This is a genomic window from Myxococcota bacterium (genome assembly GCA_039030075.1).
Lineage (GTDB): Bacteria > Myxococcota_A > UBA9160 > UBA9160 > SMWR01 > JAHEJV01.
In genome coordinates, this window is the sequence record JBCCEW010000006.1 from 150739 (window position 1) to 169243 (window position 18505).

Consider the following 18505-nt stretch of genomic DNA (forward strand, 5'->3'; position numbering starts at 1 on the left):
AGCGCGGGCGGGTGTCGCTCGCCTGGGGGCGCGCTATACCGCCCGCTCGGCGTTCGAGCCTAGGAGGGGATTCTTGTCGCGCATTCGACGTCTCGTACACCGTGGTCGCATCGGCATGGCCGTCGCGCTCGCCGGGTTGGCCACCGGCTGCGCCGAGCTGGGTATCGACCCCGCGCTCGTCGAAGAGCTGTTGCAGATCCGCGGGGCCGGACTCTCCGAGTCCCAGATCGCGTCGGGCCTGAAGGAGGCGCTGAAGGTCGGCACCGAGCGGACCGTGACGCGCACCGCGCGCCAGGGGGGCTTCCTCGACAACCCCCTGGTGCGGATCGTCTTGCCCGATGAACTCGCCGAGATCGCCGATCGGCTGCGGTCGATCCATCTGGGTGGCCCCGCCGACGAACTCGAAGTGGCGATGAACCGCGCCGCGGAGCGGGCCTCGGCGGAGGCGAAGACGATCTTCTGGGACGCCGTGACGAGCATGACCATCCAGGACGCCGTGCGGATCCTGAACGGTCCGGACGACGCGGCGACCGTCTACTTCCGCTCCCGCACCGAGGACGCGCTGCGTTCGCGCTTCTCGCCCGTGGTATCCGCAGCCATGGAGCAGGTCGGGCTCTATCGTGCCTACGACGAACTCGTGACGCGCAGCCGGGTGCTATCGCTCTTCGCGGATCCCACAGTCGAGCTCAACCGGTACGTGACCGACGAAGCCCTCGACGGACTGTTCACGATCCTCCGCGAGGAGGAGCAGCGCATCCGCCGCGACCCGGCCGCACGCACCACCGAGCTGCTCCGCCAGGTCTTCGGCGGGCTCGGGGGCTAGCCGGCGGAGCGCGGCCGCGGTTGGGCGTCCCCACTTGGCGCTCTCTCGACGCCCCGGGAACGACGCCAACCGGGCTAAACTCGGCGCGCCGACAACCGAGGAGAGGTCATGCCGAGCGTCTTCACCCAGATCATCGAGGGCAAGCTGCCGGGCCGTTTCGTCTGGAAGGACGACCAGGCGGTGGCGTTCCTGACGATCAACCCGGTGAAGCCGGGACACACCCTGGTCGTGACCCGCCAGGAGGTCGATCACTGGATCGATCTGCCGCCCGCGCTCGCGGCCCACGTCATGACCGTGTGTCACGGCGTCGGACGCGCAATCCAGCAGGCCTTCCAGCCGACGCGGGTGGGCCAGGCGATCGTCGGGATCGAGGTGCCGCACGTCCACGTGCATCTGGTCCCGATCGATGCCATCGGCGATCTCGACTTCTCGAGGGCGGATGCCAACCCCAAGCCCGGGGACCTCGACGCCGCGGCCGAGAAGATCCGCGCGGCCCTGCGCGACCTGGGCTACGCCGAGGTGTCCGCCTAGCGCGGCCAGGAACTCGCCGTGCATCTCGAAGACCAGTACCAACGCCGGAGGTCGCGAGGCCCGAGGGCCCTCTGGGCCCTGCTGGCACTCGGCGTGGCGTCCGGCTGTGTCGCGCCCGAGGCCGCCTTCCTCGATTCGCCCTATGAGAACGAGGAGGGCGAGGCAGCTCCGATCGTTCCCATACGCGACTGCGAGTTCATGACTGTCTGGATCGACTACTCGCGCCAGGGCAATCCCGAGATCGGAGCCCGGATCGCCGGCGCGATGGCCGATGCCTTCGAGGAGCTCGGGACCGACATCGCGAGCAGCCCCAGCCGGGCCTACTGGGTCGTCGAGATCCTCGCGGCCGACAACGGTCGCCGCGACGGGTACATCTACAGCGCCTTCGTGAAGCCGCAGCTCGCGATCGAGGGGGCACGGCCGGGTCGCACCGTGTTCCGCAAGCGAGCCGACGACGACGACGAACCCGGCGACACGGGCATCGGTGCCATCGACTTCTACAACGGCCTCGCTTTCGGCCCCTACGACCAGGTCGAACCCCAGGCCGTCCAGTTCGTCCGCAACGCCTACGTCGCGATCTACCCGACGGCGAAGGAGCTCTGCGACTTCGTGGACGAGCAGCGCCAGCGCGAGGACGAGCTCGACCGCCAGGTGCCCGGGCCGCCGGAGCCGCTCTGAGTTCGCGCCTCGTCGCCGCCGGCGCGCGCCTCGCAAGCCGGTGCGCGATCGGGATCGGCGGCGTCGTCGCGGCGGGGCTCCTATCGGCGTCGGCCGGCGCCGAAGACCGCGGCCGTGTGACCCTGGGGCTCGGCTACGACTGGAGCCGCGGCGATTACGACGCCCGTCCGAGTCGGACGACCGAGATCCAGTTCGCGACGCTCTCGCTGGCCTATCTCAGCCCCGAGCTGCCCCTCACGAAGGGCGCACACGATTGGCTCGAGATCCGCGCGACTCTGCCCGTGGTGGAGGTGTCCGGGCCGGGTTCGGTGGACCGCGTCGGCAGCTTCGTCGGCGGCGCGCCGCGCAACACCGAACGTCAGCGCGGGCTGGGAGACGTGGTGCTGCGCGGGAGCTATTTCGTCGCCGCGCCGAGGGAGTCCTGGCTTCCGAACGTCGACGTGTCGGCGCAGGTCAAGTTTCCGACCGCCGACGCCAGCCGTGGCCTCGGGACCGGGCGGACCGACGTCACCGTCGAACTCGGGGTATCGCGCCGCTTCGGCCCCTTCACGCCCTTCGGGAGCATCGGTCGCCGCTTCATGGGCGAGCCGCGTTTCGTGCGCCTGGTGGATCGCTGGCTCGCGAGCGGAGGCGTGAGCTGGCGGCTGCACGAGGCCCTCACGGTCGGCGTCCTCTACGACTGGCGACACGCGGCGCAGCCCGGCAACGAGCACGCCAACGAAATCGTCGCCTTCTCCTGGTGGCGCGCGCGTCCCGGGCTGCGGTTCGGTCCGTATGCCGTGGCGGGACTCACCGAGGGCAGTCCCGACTACGCGCTGGGCGCCCAGCTGCGACTCGATTGGAACCCCTGAGTCGCTATCGCAGCACGTCGGTCGCCGGTTTCACTTGTCTGTCGATCGGTTCGATGCGGTCGAGGGTCGGCGGTCGCTCGGGCGGGAGCGGTCGTTCCGGGCGCTCGACCCGTTCCGGGCGTTCGAGGTCGGGCGCGGGCACGGGTTCGGGCGCGCGGTCCGGCGTGGTGGGGCGCGTCCGGTCCGGGCTGGGACGGCGCGTGGCGGGCGGACGCTCCACGCGTTCCCGCACGCGTTCGGGGCGCCAGCTGCCAGCGACCGGACGCACCTCGACCCAGACGCGTGTGCCATCCGGGGCGGGCGCGCGTTCGAGGGCGAGACCCTGAACGCCGCGCGCCACGTCCGCGCGGGCGGTCTCGGGGCGTAGCGGTGTCACGTGCCCCTCGAGCGACACCCAGCCGAGACCGCGGACCCGAGCCGGCCCGTCGAAGCGGGGTCGCTGCAGCGCTGGGCCGGCGGGCGCGCGCTCGACCCGTGACGCGACGAGGGTTCCCGCGTCGCGCCAGAAGCCACTCACCTCGACGCTCTGTCCGGCGGCGAGCGCGGCGCCCGGGGACGGAACCCCTTCGGGCACCCGCACCTCGACACCGGCCACTCGGAAGCGGCGGCCTTGGGGCGCGAGGGCTTCGATCGGTCCGCGCAGAGCGCTCTCGACCGAGAGGGAGGTCGCCCAGAGCTCGCCTTCACGCACGTCGGCCAATGCCCAGACGACCCGGCCGACGGCGAGGTCGCGCAGCGTACCGGGCACCCCGTCCCGCTCGACCGGGACTTCCTCGTCGTAGTGGATGCGCAGCCCGTTCACGCAGATGCTGCCGAAGCCGGTGATCGCGCCGTAGATGCCCGTTCCACCGATGCCATCTCCGGGATCGCGCCCGGTTCCGCCCAACCCGTCTTCGCCGTCGACGCCGCTCGACCGACCGGTGCCGCCGATGCCGTCGTCGCCGCCGCGCTGGGCGAACTCGACGCAGGGGAGCTGGGCCGCGGCGGGGGACGACGACGCGAAGAAGACGAGCCACAGCAGGAAAACCGCGAGCCCTTGTGACGTCATGATTCGGGCTCCGGGTCGCCCTGTGACGCGTCGTACACGTAGAGACCGACATTGATCCGGTGGGCGGCGTCGGGCGCATCGGCGTCGCGTTCCTGCAGGGCGCGCGCGCGTCGGTTCAGGCGACGCAGGGTGTCCATGCCGTCGGACTCGGCCAGTTCGCGCAGCTCGCGCACGCTGGACGCACGCAGGGATCCGTAGTGGACACTGCGCTCGAGGCGCGGCGGATCGCCGGCGAGGTTTCCGGCGGCGGCGGCCAGGTGATCGTGGAGGTTGCGTCCGAAGTAGTGCGCCTTCTCGTCGAAACCGCGGCGTGGGACGAACGCGTCGGAGACGAGACGCAGGCGACCTTCGTCGTCTTCCTCGACGAGCCCGAGCTCGAGCCACGCGTCCAGGACGGCGCGCGGCCGCACGTCGGTGCTGACGGATTCGACGAGGGTCTCGAAGCTCGGACTCCCGTCGGTCGCTGCCGCCGGGTCGTCGCTGCGAGCAAGGGCGAGGGGCTGGCCCTCGGCGTCGCAAAAGCGCGCGTCGCCCGTCCATTGGGCGAGCACGCGCGCGCCGAGGGAGACAGCAGGCGGTGCGACGAGCGGACCCGCGACCGACGCCTCTTGCAGGCGCTTCAGGTCCTTGCGGTGCAGCCCGGTGCGCACGCTCCAGCGGCTGGCATTCGCCGCTTCGCCGCGCCGCTCGGAGTCTTCCCGGGCGACGTCGAAGTACACCTGCTTCAGCCAGCCCGCGAAGGTCGGGTAGGTGACGCCGTGGTCCATCAGCAGTCGTACCAGCGGACGTAACAGGTAGGAAACGGCGCGCGCCAGCGCCGGGGGCACCTGTGTCTGGGGGGGACCTTCGGTTCGGCTCATCGGGGCTCCGGCACCTGCGTGGCAGGGCTCCCGCGCATGATGGGCCGCTCCCGCCCCGTCGCCAAACGGGGCGCGTCTCGCGAGGAACGTCTCGGAGCCCCGACCCGAGCACGAACCGGCGGCGCGCACCGGCCGGGCTCGCTCGGCCAGCCGGTGCATCGGTCGCGCACCCGGGTCGGGGACACCGAGAGGGGCCTCAGTAGGTGGCCACCAGCGGGAAGCGCAGGCGACCCGCAGCGCCATGGATCTGCTGGACCGGCAGGTCCGTCAGCCCGGGGCCGAGGAAGATCGCCGAGCCGCGGATGTTCCCACTGGCTGCACATTGCGCCGAACCGATGAAGTCGAGGTCATCGGCCAGGTCGGAGGCGAGCACGTAGCGCAGACCGTGCGCCGGCACCTTCACCCAGACGCGGCCCACGGCGCGGCCATTCTTGTTGAAGCCACCGCAAACGACCTTCTGATCGCGGGGGCCGAAGTTCGTGAGGACGATCGCCGTGTCGGCGACATCCCGGTCCGGCTCGGGGACGCGGATCGCGTCGATCAGGGCGACGCCGTCGCGGTCGACCTCGACGGCGTCGCGCGTGTCCAGCATCAACTCCTGGGCGCTGGCGGCGCTGCCCAGGCCCACACAAAGGGCGGTCAGTGCCACCCACAGACTCATCTTCGAAGCACGCATGGGGTTCTTCTCCACTCCGCGGGCCCCTGGCCCGCTGGGTCTTGGTTCAGGGTCCGTGGGAAACATTCCCACTCCCCCTGAGCGACCCAGAATAGTGGGAAGATTTCCCACGTCAATGAAAAAGCGAGACGGCACCGGCAAGGCGGGTGCAGCGGGGCTCGGAAGTCCGCGGGCCGATCTGCGAAAAAAATCCCGAGCGAGGGCATCCGGGCCGCGAGAACGGGTGGGCAGCGCCGTACGGAGAGCCGCCCAGGCGGCTCTCCAACCGAACTCAGGCCGCGGTGGCCCGGAGGACCCGCTCGAAGAACGCCTGTTCGGCGTCTGCGAGTCGTGCCACCTGGGCGCCGGCCTCCCGGAAGAGGCCCGGGTCGCAAGTCTCGCGCTCGCTCTGCTCCTTCAGCGGAACCGCGAGCTCCTGCCACTGGGTCACGATCGTTTCGATCGCGGGCACGAGCCCGTGCTCGCCGAGGCCCGGGCAGAAGCCTTCTGCCTCACGGAGGAACTCGAAGTAGAGCGCGCGGAAGAAGCTGCCGGCGGCGCCTCGCTTCAGGATGATCTGATAGCCGAAGCGCGCGGCCCAGGACCAGTCGGTTGCGTCGCTCCAGTCGGGGAGGGCGCGCGCCAGTCGCCGCATCGCCGGAATGCCGGCCGGCAGCGCTTCGTGGGGATCGAGCATGGCGTGCGCGTTCTTTCGGAGCGCGCGCCGGATCGCGCCGGGAAGATCGGTGAGGGGTTTCGCATCGCGGAAGTCGCCCCACTGGTTCTGGCAGGAGATCGGATAGTCGCGGGCGTTGCGCGCGGCGCGCAGTTCCTCGTAGCCGCAGCGCTGGTAGGTGTCGTACTTCCGGTCGGCGATCCAGACTTCTTCCGTCTCGTCGTCGTAGCCGACCACCACGCAGCGGTGTCCTGGGAAGTGGCTCGTGGTGTTGTGGTACCCGAGGTAGAAGGTGTCCGTCGAGAGCATCACCGGTTCGCCGTGGTCGATGTGCTCGCGCAGGAGCTGCCACGCCCGGGCGTCGTCGTCTTCCGGACGATCGACCATTCCGATTCCGGTGTTCGATCCGAAATCGCTCTCGAGGGTGGCCGTGCGGCCATGGAACATGCGCGTGGGCGAGATGCCGTCGGCCTCGAGGTAGTAGAAGCCCAGCCCGCTCGCGAGGCCGAACACCATCCCCTCGGAGAGCTCGGTTCCGCGGAACGCCATCAGGTTCCGAAGCGCTGTCGAGGCGCAGTGTTCGCCGGTGCGGTGCGCATAGCCTTCCACGATCGGCATCGCGCCGCAGTATACGGCGTTCGAACCTCGCTGCTGGAGACCTAGGCGCGCCAGCGCACCCGCAGCGCCGCGTTCTCGCCGTCGGGGAGCTCGACGCACTCGATCAGCCCGATCTCGCCGCGGAACTGGGCCTCCTCCGCGATCCGGGCCTTGAAGACCTCGGCGAGGTCGCGGGTCAGGACCCACAAGGAAAGTTCGCTGGGGCCGCGCTCGCGCTTCGGAATCCCCAGCTGGAGGTCGAAGCGGGCATCCTGGCCGACGCGATTCTTCAGCACATGACGCCCCAGTCGCGCCATCTGGAAGGGGGGCGACAACTCGGCCAGACAGTTCAAGCCGCGGAGCAGCAACACGAAGGGCGAGTCCTCGCCCTCGGGATCGGTCACGCCGAAGACCAGGCTCTCGCGCCCCTGGCGAACGCCCACGAAGTCCACGCCGCTGCGTTCGAGCGCCGGGTGCTGCTCCCCGGCTACGGGCGCGAACGCACCGCTCAAGCAGGTGATGGTCTCGGTCTTCGGTCCCATCTGGGAGTGCAGCTCGAGGGAGTCGAAGTAGGGCTCGAGCACGATCTCGGCGAGGCTCGCTTCGAGTCGTTCGTCCTCGCGTTCGGGATCGAGCTTTCCTTCGACCTGGTAGTACGACTCGAGGAACTCGGCGACGAGCACGTCGGGAAAGTGCAAGTAGTCGGCGCACTCCTCGATTTGCGCAGCGAGATCCAGCGATCGGCTGCGCTCGAAACGCAGCCGGAACGGTGTGTCGAGGGTGAGATCGGCGGGAAACAGAGTGAGGGCTCCGGAGGGCGGCTCCTGGCGATTCGGACGATCTCGCCTCCAGATTGAGCCCCAGGGGAGGAAGCGTGCGGGACCCGGCAGAACTGTGGCATCTCTAGGGGTTCCGGAATTTCCCCCGGCCCCAAGCGAGTCCCCATGCCCCACCAGAGCCTGTTGGTCGCCAACCGCGGCGAGATCGCCATTCGCGTGATGCGCGCCGCTGCCGCACGCGGGTTGCGGAGCGTCGCGGTGTTCTCGGAAGACGAGAGGGACGCACTTCACGTGCGCAAGGCCGATGCCGCTGAGGCCCTCTCTGGGGAGGGAGCCGCGGCCTACCTGGACCCCGACGCGCTGGTCGCGGCGGCACAGCGCGCGGGCTGCGATGCGGTCCACCCGGGCTACGGCTTCTTGTCAGAGAGCGCCGCGTTCGCCGAGCGCTGCAGCGCCGCCGGGTTGACCTTCGTGGGGCCGACACCCGGAGCCCTCGAACTCTTCGGCGACAAGGCGCGTGCCCGCGCCCTCGCAATCGAGTGCGGCGTGCCGGTCATCGAAGGCACCGAGGGCGCCACCACCCTCGAAGATGCGAGGGCCTTCCTCGCTTCGCTCGGCCCGGGCGCGTCGGCGATGATCAAGGCGATCTCCGGGGGCGGGGGGCGCGGCGTGCGGCCCGTACATTCGGTCGAGGAGCTCGAGAAAGCGTTCGCACGCTGCTCGAGCGAAGCCGCGGCTGCGTTCGGCAACGGGGATCTCTACGTCGAGCGTTGGCTGCCCTCCGCGCGTCACGTCGAGGTGCAGATCGCCGGTGACGCCGCGGGCGAGCTGGTCCACTTCGGCGAACGCGAGTGCAGCACCCAGCGGCGACACCAGAAGCTGATCGAGCTCGCGCCGGCCCCGTGGTTGGAGGACGGGCTGCGTCAGCGCATCTGGGACGCGGCGATCGCGCTCGGTCGCGCCGCCGGATACACCGGGGTGGGCACCATCGAGTTCCTGGTGGACGCCACGCGACCCGACGCGTTCACCTTCATGGAGGCGAACGCCCGCCTCCAGGTCGAACACACGGTGACCGAGGAGGTCACCGGCGTCGATCTCGTGTCCCTGCAGCTCGATCTCGCCGAAGGGCGCTCGCTCGCCGAGCTGGGGTTCTCGCAGCCCGAGATTCCCCGGGCGCGCGGCCACGCGATCCAGCTGCGCATCAACACCGAGAAGCTGCGCAAGAAGGACGGTCTCGCGCTGCCCGCCTCGGGAACGCTGACCGCCTTCGAACCGCCGGGCGGGTTGGGCGTGCGCGTCGATACGGCCGGCCACGTCGGCTATCAGACGAATCCGCGCTTCGACTCCCTGCTCGCGAAGCTGGTCGTGCACTCGCCGTCGCGCGATTTCACCGATGCGTTGAACCGCGCCTACCGCGCGCTCTGCGAGTTCCGCATCGAGGGGATCCAGACCAACCGCGGACTCTTGCAGGCCCTGGTGAAGCATCCGGCCTTCGCGGCCCAGGAGATCACGACGCGGTTCGTGGAAGAGCACGCGGCCGAACTGGTCGCCGCCGCCGACGACGAGCACGCTCGCCTCCACGCCGAGTCGGCCCCGCCAGCGTCCCCTGCGCCCTCGACCGCGACGCCGCGGGCCGGGGCCCAGACCGTGGGCGCCCAGATCGACGCCAGCGATCCCCTCGCCGTTCTCGATCACGGCAAATCGACGGGCGCCGCCGTTTCCGCCCCGACCGCACCTGCCCCGGCGCTGGCCGAAGCGGCCTCGGGCCCGCCGGGGACGGTGGCCCAGCGCGCTCCCTTGCAGGGGACGATCGTCAGCGTGGCGGTGGCACCGGGAGATGCCGTGGCGGCAGGCGCTCCGCTCCTCGTGCTCGAAGCCATGAAGATGGAGCACGTGATCGAAGCCGATCGCAGTGGCGTGGTCCGGGCCATTCCCGTGCGCGAGGGCGACACCGTCGCGGAGGATCACCCGCTGGTGTTCCTCGAAGAGGCGGATGTCGCGGCCGAGCGGCGAGACGACGCGTCCGCCGCGGATCTCGATCGGATCCGTCCGGATCTGGCCGAGGCCCTCGAGCGCCATGCGGTCGGGCACGACGAACGGCGCCCGGACGCGGTGGCGCGTCGCCGCAAGACCGGGCAGCGCACGGCGCGAGAGAACATCGCCGATCTCTGCGATGCCGAGAGCTTCATTGAGTACGGACCGCTGGCCCTCGCCGCCCAGCGTCGGCGTCGCACCCTCGAAGACCTGATCGAGAAGACGCCGGGCGATGGACTCGTCGCGGGTGTCGGCACCGTGAATGCCGAGGCCTTCGGAGAGGAGCGCGCCCGCTGCATGGTGCTCTCCTACGACTACACCGTGCTTGCCGGGACCCAGGGGCTGCAGAACCACCGCAAGAAGGACCGCATGTTCGAGCTCGCCGAGCAGTGGCGTTTGCCCGTCGTGTTCTTCACCGAGGGCGGCGGTGGCCGGCCGGGGGACACGGATGGCGCTGGTGTCGCGGGGCTCGACTGCTGGGCCTTCGCGTACTGGGGAAAGCTCTCCGGGCTGGTGCCGATGGTGGGCATCAACTCGGGACGCTGCTTTGCCGGGAACGCAGCGCTCCTCGGCTGCTGCGACGTCGTGATCGCCACCGCCAACTCGAACATCGGCATGGGCGGTCCGGCCATGATCGAGGGCGGCGGGCTCGGCGTGTTCCGGCCCGAGGAAGTCGGCCCGATGACCGACCAGGTCCCGAATGGCGTCGTCGACATCGCCGTCGAGGACGAGGCCGAAGCGGTCGAGGTGGCGAAGCAGTACCTCGCGTACTTCCAGGGGCCGCTCGACAGCGGGGACGCCGGGGACCCGCGCCTGCTGCGCCAGGTGATCCCCGAGAACCGGCTGCGCATCTACGACGTGCGCCGCGTGATCGAACTACTGGCCGACACGGGCAGCGTGCTCGAGCTGCGGCGCGGTTTCGGTCACGGCATGGTGACGGCGCTGGCCCGCATCGAGGGCCGGCCGATGGGGATCCTCGCGAACAACCCCCAGCATCTCGCAGGAGCGATCGACAGCGCGGGGGCCGACAAGGCGGCGCGTTTCATGCAGCTCTGCGACGCCCACGATCTCCCGATCCTCTTCCTCTGCGACACGCCCGGCATCATGGTCGGCCCCGAGGTCGAGAAGACCGGGTTGGTGCGGCACGCGGCGCGCATGTTCGTGACCGGGGCGAGCCTGACGGTGCCGTTCTTCACGATCGTTCTGCGCAAGGGCTACGGCCTCGGCGCCCAGGCCATGGCCGGGGGCAGCTTCAAGGCGCCGATGTTCACCGTGGCCTGGCCAACCGGCGAGTTCGGCGGAATGGGCCTCGAAGGCGCCGTCAAGCTCGGGTACCGCAACGAGCTCGCGGCCGAGACCGATCCCGAGAAGCGTCGTGCCCTCTTCGACGAAATGGTCGCCCGCATGTACGAGCACGGGAAGGGCGTGAACATGTCGTCGGTCTTCGAGATCGACGACGTGATCGATCCGGCCGACTCCCGGCGCTGGATCCTCCGGGCGCTGGCGTCGGTTCCGCCGAGTCCGCCCCGGACCGAGAAGAAGCGACCCTGCATCGACACCTGGTAGATCTCGCTAGGCTCTGCGTCGCAATCGAGACCGGCCCGGGGGTGGCGCGCCCGTTCCCCCGCAGGCGACGGCGCGAGGCTCTGCGATGTCATCGGTGAACGAGCTGGCCCAGTGGGTCGGCCCGGTGGTGCTCTTCCTGCTGATGACCGCCGTCGGTCTCGAGCTCGTGCCCGACGACTTCCGGCGTCTTCGCAAGAGTCCGGGTGCGGTGGTGGGTGGGACGGCGGCTCAGCTGATCGGCCTCCCGCTCCTGACCTGGGGAGTCGTCGTGCTCCTGGACCTCCCGCCGATCTTTGGCGCCGGGGCGGTGCTCGTGGCCGTCGCGCCGGGCGCGGGGATCTCGAACGTCTTCGTGGCGGCGGCCGGCGCGAACACGGCCCTGTCCGTGACGCTCACCGCCTTCGCGTCGGCGTTGGCCGCGTTCTCCCTGCCGACCTTCGCGTCCCTCGGGCTCGAAGTCTTCATGGGCGAGAGCGTGGACGTCGACGTCCCGGTGTTGCAGCTGATCGCCCAGCTCTTCTTCACGCTGCTGGTGCCGCTCGGTCTCGGCATGTTCTTGCGCGCGCGCTGGCCCGAGTTCGTGGCGCGGCGGGGGCGCCTGCTGCAAGCGAGCGCGCTCATCGTGATCGTCGGGCTGACGGCGCTGGGCGTGGCCTATGGCGAGTCCGACGGACTCGATTTCGACGATGCACAGGCGGGCGTGCTCGGAGCGGCGGTCTGGACCCTCGCCGCAATGGCCCTCGGTTGGACGGTCGCGTGGTTGCTGGGCCTCGAGTCGCGCGATCGCTTCACGTTCCTGATCGAGTTCTCGACCCGCAACATCGGCGTCGCCGGGATCGTGGCGCTCGCCGGTCTGGCCCGCGTCGACCTGGCGCTCTTCATGGGCGCGTACGTCGTCACCGGGTATCCGATCGCCGCCGGCGCCGTGCTGCTGCGCCGGATCTGGTGGGCGAATACCTGAGGCTTGTCAGCTGCGGTCAGCCTGTTCCGCGGCCCAGTCGCCGACGACAGGCACCCGCCACTGCTCTCCCTGGAAGGCCTTGATCATCAGGACGAGCCACAGGATCACGGTGACCGGCGTCAGGAGCAGGGCGATCAGCCAGCCGATCAGCGGCACCCAGCCCGCCACCACCGACACCACGAAGATCGAGAAGAAGACGCCGAGCGACTGGTAGGCGTGGAAGCGGACGTCGCGGTCCTCGCGCTCGATCACGAGGAAGACGATCCCGGTGATGAAGCCGAGGGCGTAGCAGAGGGCGCCGGCGATGTTGGAGTCGAGCCCCGTAGATGAGCCCGGGCTCGGAGACGGTGCGGCCATACGATTCTCCCACGCCGAGTGTCGCCAGCGGGTTCACGTTCTGCAAACGCTGGCGAGCGCCGCGGGTGCGGTAGCGTGGAATCCATGTCTGGTTCCGACTCCCTGGTGGCGCGCGACGCGCGCGCGGTCTGGCACCCCTACGCGGCTCCCGCCGCGTCCCCGATCTTCCCGGTCGAGAGCGCGAAGGGGGTCCGTCTGCGGCTCACCGATGGGCGCGAGCTGATCGACGGGATGTCGTCCTGGTGGTCGGCGATTCACGGCTACGGCCACCCGGTGCTGCAGCAAGCGGTGGCCGACCAGCTTGCGCGCATGCCCCACGTGATGTTCGGGGGCCTCACCCACGAGCCGGCCGTGCGGCTCTGCGAGCGACTCGTCGACATGACGCCCGCCGGGCTGTCGCGGGTCTTCCTGTCGGACTCGGGATCGGTGGCCGTCGAGGTCGCGCTCAAGATGGCGCTCCAGGTCTGGCAGGCGCGCGGCGAGACCGGGCGACAGAAGTTCTTGACGGTTCGCGGCGGCTACCACGGCGACACCTTCGGAGCGATGGGCGTCTGCGACCCGGTGACCGGGATGCACACCCTGTTTCAGGACGTGCTGGCCGAGCATGTCTTCGTGCCACGTCCCGCGTGTGCCTTCGACGCGCCGTGCACGCCCGCGGACACCGCCGAGCTCGAGGCGGCGCTCGAACGGGAGGGGGATCGCCTGGCGGCCATCGTCCTCGAGCCGATCGTGCAGGGGGCGGGCGGCATGTGGTTCTACGCGCCCGACTACCTGCGCCGCGTGCGCGAGCTCTGCGATCGCCATGGGCTCCTGCTGGTGGCGGACGAGATCGCCACGGGCTTCGGTCGCGCCGGTCGGCTCTTCGCCTGCGAGTATGCCGACGTCACGCCGGACATCTTGTGTGTGGGGAAGGCGCTGACGGGCGGCACGATGAGTCTCGCGGCGACCCTGGCCAGCGCGGCGGTTTGCGACGCGATCGCGAGCGCCGACCCGGGCGTCTTCATGCACGGCCCGACCTTCATGGGGAACCCACTCGCTTGTGCCGCGGCGAACGCCAGCCTGGATCTGCTCGAAGCCGAGCCCTGGCAGCCGCGGGTCGCGGGCCTCGAGGCCCAGCTCAAGGAGCAGCTGGAGCCCGCGCGCACACAGCCGGGAGTCGCGGACGTTCGTGTGCTCGGCGCCATCGGAGTGGTCGAGCTCGAGACGCCGGTGGACATGGCCGTCGTGCAGCCGGCGTTCGTCGAGCGGGGTGTCTGGGTGCGGCCCTTCGGCCGGCTCGTCTACACCATGCCGCCCTACAGCATCGAGAGCGCCGATCTCGCCCAGCTCACGCGCGCGATGCGCGACGTGATCGAGCTCCACGGCGAAGCCACAGTCGGGGCGTAGCGCCTGCCAGTCGCTTGCCGCTGCCTGAAGGGGCGGGGCCGATTGGGGCGAAAGACACGCGCCCCACGTGCCGATGTCCCCCCCAGAATCCCTATGCTCCTGTGACCCGCCTCACTTCCCCCCTGGCGCGAAATCCGGGATTCCTCCCCCCCATGCAATTCCCCTGGCCCCACTACCGAGACCAGCAGCGGACCGCGCGCGCGCCCGAGCGCCTGCGCCGGAGCCTTCTGGCCACCGCGCTGTGCGCGAGCCTGCTGCTCGCCCTCGCTCAGGGCTCGGCCCAGACCCAGACCCAGAGCGCGGCCGACCCGGAAGAGGTCGCGGCTGCGCCGGTCGCCGAGAACGTCGATCTGAGCGAGCCCGTGGTGGAGCCGGCCGCGCCCGAAGAGCCCGAAGTGGCACCGCCCGAGCCCGAGCCCGTCGTTCCCGAGCCGCCGCAGCCCGCCGAGCCCCAGACCGCAGCGGTCGACCCCGAGGCCTCCCAGCCCCTGCTGCTGCTGGGGGAGAAGGTCCAGTCCGGGACCGCGGCACGTCTCTCCTGGTCACTCGACCAGCGCTTCGACGGCATCACCGTGCCGACGCCGGTGCTCGTGGTGAACGGCGCGGACGACGGCCTCGTGCTGTGTCTGACGGCCGCCGTCCACGGCGACGAGCTGAACGGAATCGAGATCGTGCGTCGCGTCATGTACGACCTCGATCCGTCGAAGCTGAAGGGAACCGTGATCGGTGTGCCGATCGTGAATCTCCAGGGCTTCCGGCGCAGCTCGCGCTACCTCCCGGACCGACGCGACCTGAACCGCTTCTTCCCCGGCACCGAGTCGGGCAGCTCCGCGTCGCGCATCGCCTATTCGTTCTTCAACGAGGTGATCGCCAACTGTGACGCGCTGGTGGACATCCACACGGGTTCGTTCCAGCGAACGAACCTGCCCCAGCTGCGCGCCGACATGAGCGTACCGACCGTGGCTGCTCTCACCGAGGGGTTCGGCGCCACGGCCGTGCTGCATAGTCAGGGCGCGATCGGCACGCTGCGTCGCGCAGCCGTCGAGGCCGGCATTCCCGCGGTGACCCTCGAAACCGGCGAGCCGGTGACGCTCCAAGAAAAAGAGATCGATCACGCGACCAAGGGCATCCAGACCCTGCTCAACAAGCTCGGCATGTACACCCGGGTGCGGATCTGGGGCGAACCCGAACCGGTCTACTACCAGTCGACCTGGGTGCGCGCCGATCGCGGCGGCCTGCTCTTCGGTGACGTGATCCTCGGCCAGCGCGTGAAGAAGGGTCAGGTGCTCGGAAGCGTGACCGACCCGATCACGAACGTGCGCTCCGATCTGACCGCGCCTTCGGATGGACGCGTGCTCGGCATGGCCCTCAATCAGGTCGTGATGCCGGGCTTCGCAGCCTTCCGCATCGGCATCCAGACCACCGAGTCGGGTGTTCTCGCGCCGGGCGGCGAGCCGGGGCCGGAAGACGACCTGGGCGAGACGTCGGGCGCGGCCGCGCCGGCGGCGCCCGACCCGGATCTCGACGTCGAGGACGAGAACTCCTAAGGGCGATGTCGAGTGCCGGTTCTCTCCGAGCCGGCCTCGGTAGGAACACCGACGGATCGTCGGCTCGGTGAGCTGCGTACCTCAAGCCCGTTCGCGACTTCCTCCGATGTAGGGTCATGGCATCCCGTGCGAAACCCGAGGCGGCGGAAGCCGACGGGCTCGCGGCGCTCCTCGTGGAGCGCGGCGCGGTCACGCCGGAACAGATCGCCTACGCCGATCGCGTTCGGTCGAAGCTTCCGGGGCGGAAGCCCATCGCGCACGTCCTCTCGGAACTCGAGATCCTGGGAGAGCGCGAGCTCCAGGCGACCCTCAAGACCGCACCCGTCGAGCTGAGTCTGCAGCAACTGGCGATCGGGCTCGGTCTCCTCGATGCCGATACCTGGGCCCAGGCGGAAGATCTCGCGAACGAAGCGACCGACCCGAAGCGATCCCTCGTCGACGTCCTGTTGGACGAGGGGTTCGTCGGGGAGGACGCCTTGGTTGGGTTGCAGTCGTTGCGCATGGGCTGCGGTGTCTACGACGCCGAACGGATGCCTCCCGACCGCACCCTGGTCGCCGCGGTGCCCCACGCATGGTGCCGGCGCCATCGGTTGCTGCCGATCCGGCGCGACGAAGCGAGCGTGACCATCGCGTTCGCCGACTACGAAGACCGGGTGAGTCGTGACGCCGCGCGGCGGCTCTTTCCCAGCCTGCGCGTCGATCCGCTTCTCGCGCGTCCCAGTCAGGTCGAGGAGCTCTGGGAGCGTCTCGCGGGAACCGCAGTGCGTGACGACCTCCCGGGCTCCCACGAGTCCGCCATCGTTCGCGAAGTCGACGCCATGATCCTCGCCGCGATCGAACGCGATGCGAGTGACATTCACGTCGAACCGCAGGAGGGACGCCTCCGCATCCGTTTCCGCGAGGACGGCGTCCTCGTCCCCTATCGCGATCTACCGTCTGCGTTGACGGCCCCGTTCACGACACGACTCAAGGTGCTGTGCAGTACGGACATCGCCGAGCGCCGCCGTCACCAGGGGGGGCGCCTGACCTACGAGGCAGGCGGGCGCGAGCTCGATCTGCGCGTCTCCTTCTACGTGACGGTGCACGGGGAGAAGGCGGTCCTGCGGATCTTGAATCGCTCCCGCTCGCTCCAGCCCCTGGACGAGATCGGGATGCCGCCCCGCACCCTCCAACGCTTCAAAGAGGACGCGCTCGAGCGTCCGAGTGGTGTGATCCTCGTGACCGGCCCGACGGGTTCCGGCAAGACGAGCACCCTCTACAGCTCGGTGCACCACATCAACCACGACGGTCTGGCCATCACGACCGCCGAAGACCCCGTCGAGTATCTGATCGAGGGGATCTCTCAGTGCTCGCTCAATCCCGAGATCGATCTCACGTACGACGAGACCCTGCGACACATGGTGCGGCAGGACCCGGACGTGATCGTGATCGGCGAGATTCGCGACCAGAACTCGGCCGGCGCTGCGATCCAGGCGGCGCTCACCGGCCACAAGGTCATCACGACCTTCCACACCGAAGACACGATTGGTGGGTTGGTGCGCCTCCTCAACATGGAGATCGAGGCGTTCTTGATCTCATCGACCGTCGTGAGCGTGCTGGCCCAGCGGTTGGTCCGAAAGATCTGCAGCAAGTGTTCCGAGCCCTATACGCTGACGGCGGCCGACCATCGCCGGCTCGGTCTCCAGCCCGACCAGCTCGAGGGAGCCGAGATGCGCATCGGACGCGGCTGCGGCGCCTGTCGGGGTTCGGGCTACCGAGGTCGGATCGCGATCTTCGAGCTGCTGGTGCTGGGCGAGGAGGTCCGGGACGCGATCCTCGACCACAAGACCTCCTACGAGATTCGCCGGATCAGCCGCGAGCAATCGGGTCTCGTGAGCCTGTTCGAAGATGGCCTGGTGAAGGCCGCGCAGGGCCTCACGACCGTCTCCGAGCTCTATCGCATGTTGCCTCGCTTGGACGTACCGCGACCGCTCCCCGAGCTGTGGCGCATGGTGGGGAAGTAGAAGGTGTCAGCGAGTTTCTCCGAGATCATCGAATCCCACATCGAAGCGAACCGGACCGAGCTTCCGGTCTTCGACGGGACGTCGCTTCGTGTCCAGCAGCTCGCGAACGCCGAGAGCATCGACGTTCCCGCGCTCGAGGCCGTCATCGAGCAGGATCCCGTCCTGGCGAGCGCGGCGTTGCGTATGGCGAACTCGCCCTTCTACGGGGGGCTCTCCCAGGTGGACAGCGTGCGCGACGCCGTGGTCCGCCTCGGTGCGAAGCGCATGGCGGGCATCGCGGTGGTGGTTGCGCTGAAGTCGAACTACCGGATGAAGGATCGCCTGCTGCAAGAGATCGTCGCCAAGCTGTGGAACCACGCGGTGGCGTGCAGTTTGGGAGCGCGCTGGTTGGCGGGTCGGATCAAGCGCCGGGACCTCGCGGACTCCGCGTTCATGGCCGGGATGCTCCACGACATCGGCAAGCTGCTGGTGCTGCGGGTGATCGACGAGCTCACCGCGAGCCGACCGGACTTCGACCCGCCGGAAGGTCTCGTGCGCGAGATGCTGGTGAAGCTGCACACGCGCTGCGGCGGCGACCTCCTCGAGAAATGGAGCCTCCCCGCGCTCTACGCGCGGGTCGCCCAGCATCACCACGACCCCGACTTCGCCGACGACGACGAGCTCCTGCTCGTGGTCCGGCTCGTCGACCAGGCCTGCAACAAGCTCGGGATCGGCATCGAGCCCCAGCCTGACCTGAACCTCGCGGCGTCCGCGGAGGCGCAGGTGCTCGGGGTCAGCGAGGTGATCGCGGCAGAACTCGAGATCCAACTCGAGGACGCCCAATCCTACGCCTGAACGGGCGCAACGAGCGTTCGGGCCCGGACCGAAGTCCGAGCCCGAACGGTGCGCGCTGCGCTTCTGCTTGTGCGGCCTGTAGGCTCGCGATCGTCAGCTGACGAGACGCGGCCGTTCGACCCGAGCCGCGGCCACGCTCAAGGCCTGGGCGAGATCGAGGAAGTCGTCCGGTGCCAGGCGGAGCGTCATGTCGCCGAGTTGAAGGTGCAGTGTCCCATGGCTGCACTGATCGACGCGGGCTACGCGGTTCGTGACGAGGTTCAGGTGCTTGCAGGAGCGGGATCGTTCGCGCATGAAGGAAACCTTACTGAAATCGAAA

General features: G+C 69.6%; 17 protein-coding genes. 10 read left to right on the forward strand and 7 right to left on the reverse strand.

What is annotated here, in order from left to right:
• The first annotated feature begins 73 nt into the window (after window positions 1-73).
• The 4 genes from AAF430_08745 to AAF430_08760 all read left to right on the forward strand — a co-directional run bounded on the left by AAF430_08745 (window position 74) and on the right by AAF430_08760 (window position 2883).
• Complete coding sequence (locus tag AAF430_08745) at window positions 74-823, forward strand: DUF4197 domain-containing protein (protein MEM7410307.1); 750 nt, start codon at window positions 74-76, stop codon at window positions 821-823.
• A gap of 108 nt (window positions 824-931) precedes the next feature.
• On the forward strand, window positions 932-1354 hold the full coding sequence (locus AAF430_08750) for an HIT family protein (GenBank protein ID MEM7410308.1): 423 nt from the start codon (window positions 932-934) through the stop codon (window positions 1352-1354).
• 18 nt (window positions 1355-1372) lie between these two features.
• A complete protein-coding gene (locus AAF430_08755; protein MEM7410309.1) occupies window positions 1373-2032 on the forward strand; it encodes a hypothetical protein in 660 nt (219 codons plus the stop codon).
• 116 nt (window positions 2033-2148) lie between these two features.
• A complete protein-coding gene (locus AAF430_08760) occupies window positions 2149-2883 on the forward strand; it encodes a hypothetical protein (protein ID MEM7410310.1) in 735 nt (244 codons plus the stop codon).
• Window positions 2884-2887: 4 nt separating this feature from the next.
• Here AAF430_08760 and AAF430_08765 read toward each other — a convergent pair whose 3' ends face one another.
• The 5 genes from AAF430_08765 to AAF430_08785 all read right to left on the reverse strand — a co-directional run bounded on the left by AAF430_08765 (window position 2888) and on the right by AAF430_08785 (window position 7417).
• On the reverse strand, window positions 2888-3931 hold the full coding sequence (locus AAF430_08765; GenBank protein MEM7410311.1) for a DUF5666 domain-containing protein: 1044 nt from the start codon (window positions 3929-3931) through the stop codon (window positions 2888-2890).
• On the reverse strand, window positions 3928-4791 hold the full coding sequence (locus AAF430_08770; protein ID MEM7410312.1) for a DUF6502 family protein: 864 nt from the start codon (window positions 4789-4791) through the stop codon (window positions 3928-3930). Before AAF430_08770 ends, AAF430_08765 begins: the two co-directional genes overlap by 4 nt.
• A gap of 196 nt (window positions 4792-4987) precedes the next feature.
• Window positions 4988-5467: a hypothetical protein gene (locus AAF430_08775; protein MEM7410313.1), complete on the reverse strand. Its 480-nt coding sequence runs from the start codon at window positions 5465-5467 to the stop codon at window positions 4988-4990.
• Window positions 5468-5738: 271 nt separating this feature from the next.
• Window positions 5739-6740, reverse strand: a complete 1002-nt coding sequence (locus AAF430_08780) for a BtrH N-terminal domain-containing protein (GenBank protein ID MEM7410314.1) — start codon at window positions 6738-6740, stop codon at window positions 5739-5741.
• A 41-nt stretch (window positions 6741-6781) separates the two neighbouring features.
• On the reverse strand, window positions 6782-7417 hold the full coding sequence (locus AAF430_08785; protein MEM7410315.1) for a hypothetical protein: 636 nt from the start codon (window positions 7415-7417) through the stop codon (window positions 6782-6784).
• 246 nt (window positions 7418-7663) lie between these two features.
• Here AAF430_08785 and AAF430_08790 point away from each other — a divergent pair, with 246 nt between their 5' ends.
• A complete protein-coding gene (locus AAF430_08790; GenBank protein ID MEM7410316.1) occupies window positions 7664-11098 on the forward strand; it encodes a carboxyl transferase domain-containing protein in 3435 nt (1144 codons plus the stop codon).
• Window positions 11099-11183: 85 nt separating this feature from the next.
• Window positions 11184-12059, forward strand: coding sequence for a bile acid:sodium symporter (locus AAF430_08795; protein ID MEM7410317.1), 876 nt, complete (start codon window positions 11184-11186; stop codon window positions 12057-12059).
• A 6-nt stretch (window positions 12060-12065) separates the two neighbouring features.
• On the opposite strand, the gene AAF430_08800 is transcribed toward AAF430_08795, so the two are convergent.
• Window positions 12066-12416 (reverse strand): DUF4870 domain-containing protein, encoded by a 351-nt coding sequence (locus AAF430_08800; GenBank protein MEM7410318.1) that lies wholly within the window; start codon window positions 12414-12416, stop codon window positions 12066-12068.
• 84 nt (window positions 12417-12500) lie between these two features.
• On the opposite strand from AAF430_08800, the gene bioA reads away from it, so the two are divergent.
• The 4 genes from bioA (at window position 12501) to AAF430_08820 (ending at window position 18186) form a co-directional block, all read left to right on the forward strand.
• Window positions 12501-13802, forward strand: coding sequence for an adenosylmethionine--8-amino-7-oxononanoate transaminase (gene bioA, locus AAF430_08805; GenBank protein ID MEM7410319.1), 1302 nt, complete (start codon window positions 12501-12503; stop codon window positions 13800-13802).
• A gap of 152 nt (window positions 13803-13954) precedes the next feature.
• Window positions 13955-15349, forward strand: a complete 1395-nt coding sequence (locus AAF430_08810) for a succinylglutamate desuccinylase/aspartoacylase family protein (protein MEM7410320.1) — start codon at window positions 13955-13957, stop codon at window positions 15347-15349.
• Window positions 15350-15465: 116 nt separating this feature from the next.
• Complete coding sequence (locus AAF430_08815; protein ID MEM7410321.1) at window positions 15466-17352, forward strand: GspE/PulE family protein; 1887 nt, start codon at window positions 15466-15468, stop codon at window positions 17350-17352.
• Window positions 17353-17355: 3 nt separating this feature from the next.
• Window positions 17356-18186 carry an HDOD domain-containing protein gene (locus AAF430_08820; GenBank protein ID MEM7410322.1) on the forward strand — a complete coding sequence of 277 codons (831 nt, stop codon included), beginning with the start codon at window positions 17356-17358 and terminating at the stop codon, window positions 18184-18186.
• A gap of 93 nt (window positions 18187-18279) precedes the next feature.
• On the opposite strand, the gene AAF430_08825 is transcribed toward AAF430_08820, so the two are convergent.
• Window positions 18280-18480, reverse strand: a complete 201-nt coding sequence (locus AAF430_08825) for a hypothetical protein (protein ID MEM7410323.1) — start codon at window positions 18478-18480, stop codon at window positions 18280-18282.
• Between the last annotated feature and the right edge of the window lie 25 nt (window positions 18481-18505).

Excerpts from the sequence above, each read along its gene's own strand:
- AAF430_08750 (MEM7410308.1), top strand. The coding sequence starts at position 932 with ATGCCGAGCGTCTTCACCCAGATCATCGAGGGCAAGCTGCCGGGCCGT.
- AAF430_08810 (MEM7410320.1), top strand. The coding sequence starts at position 13,955 with ATGCAATTCCCCTGGCCCCACTACCGAGACCAGCAGCGGACCGCGCGC.
- AAF430_08770 (MEM7410312.1), bottom strand. The coding sequence starts at position 4,791 with ATGAGCCGAACCGAAGGTCCCCCCCAGACACAGGTGCCCCCGGCGCTG.
- AAF430_08775 (MEM7410313.1), bottom strand. The coding sequence starts at position 5,467 with ATGCGTGCTTCGAAGATGAGTCTGTGGGTGGCACTGACCGCCCTTTGT.
- AAF430_08800 (MEM7410318.1), bottom strand. The coding sequence starts at position 12,416 with ATGGCCGCACCGTCTCCGAGCCCGGGCTCATCTACGGGGCTCGACTCC.
- AAF430_08815 (MEM7410321.1), top strand. The coding sequence starts at position 15,466 with ATGGCATCCCGTGCGAAACCCGAGGCGGCGGAAGCCGACGGGCTCGCG.
- AAF430_08780 (MEM7410314.1), bottom strand. The coding sequence starts at position 6,740 with ATGCCGATCGTGGAAGGCTATGCGCACCGCACCGGCGAACACTGCGCC.
- AAF430_08790 (MEM7410316.1), top strand. The coding sequence starts at position 7,664 with ATGCCCCACCAGAGCCTGTTGGTCGCCAACCGCGGCGAGATCGCCATT.
- AAF430_08795 (MEM7410317.1), top strand. The coding sequence starts at position 11,184 with ATGTCATCGGTGAACGAGCTGGCCCAGTGGGTCGGCCCGGTGGTGCTC.
- bioA (MEM7410319.1), top strand. The coding sequence starts at position 12,501 with ATGTCTGGTTCCGACTCCCTGGTGGCGCGCGACGCGCGCGCGGTCTGG.
- AAF430_08825 (MEM7410323.1), bottom strand. The coding sequence starts at position 18,480 with ATGCGCGAACGATCCCGCTCCTGCAAGCACCTGAACCTCGTCACGAAC.
- AAF430_08765 (MEM7410311.1), bottom strand. The coding sequence starts at position 3,931 with ATGACGTCACAAGGGCTCGCGGTTTTCCTGCTGTGGCTCGTCTTCTTC.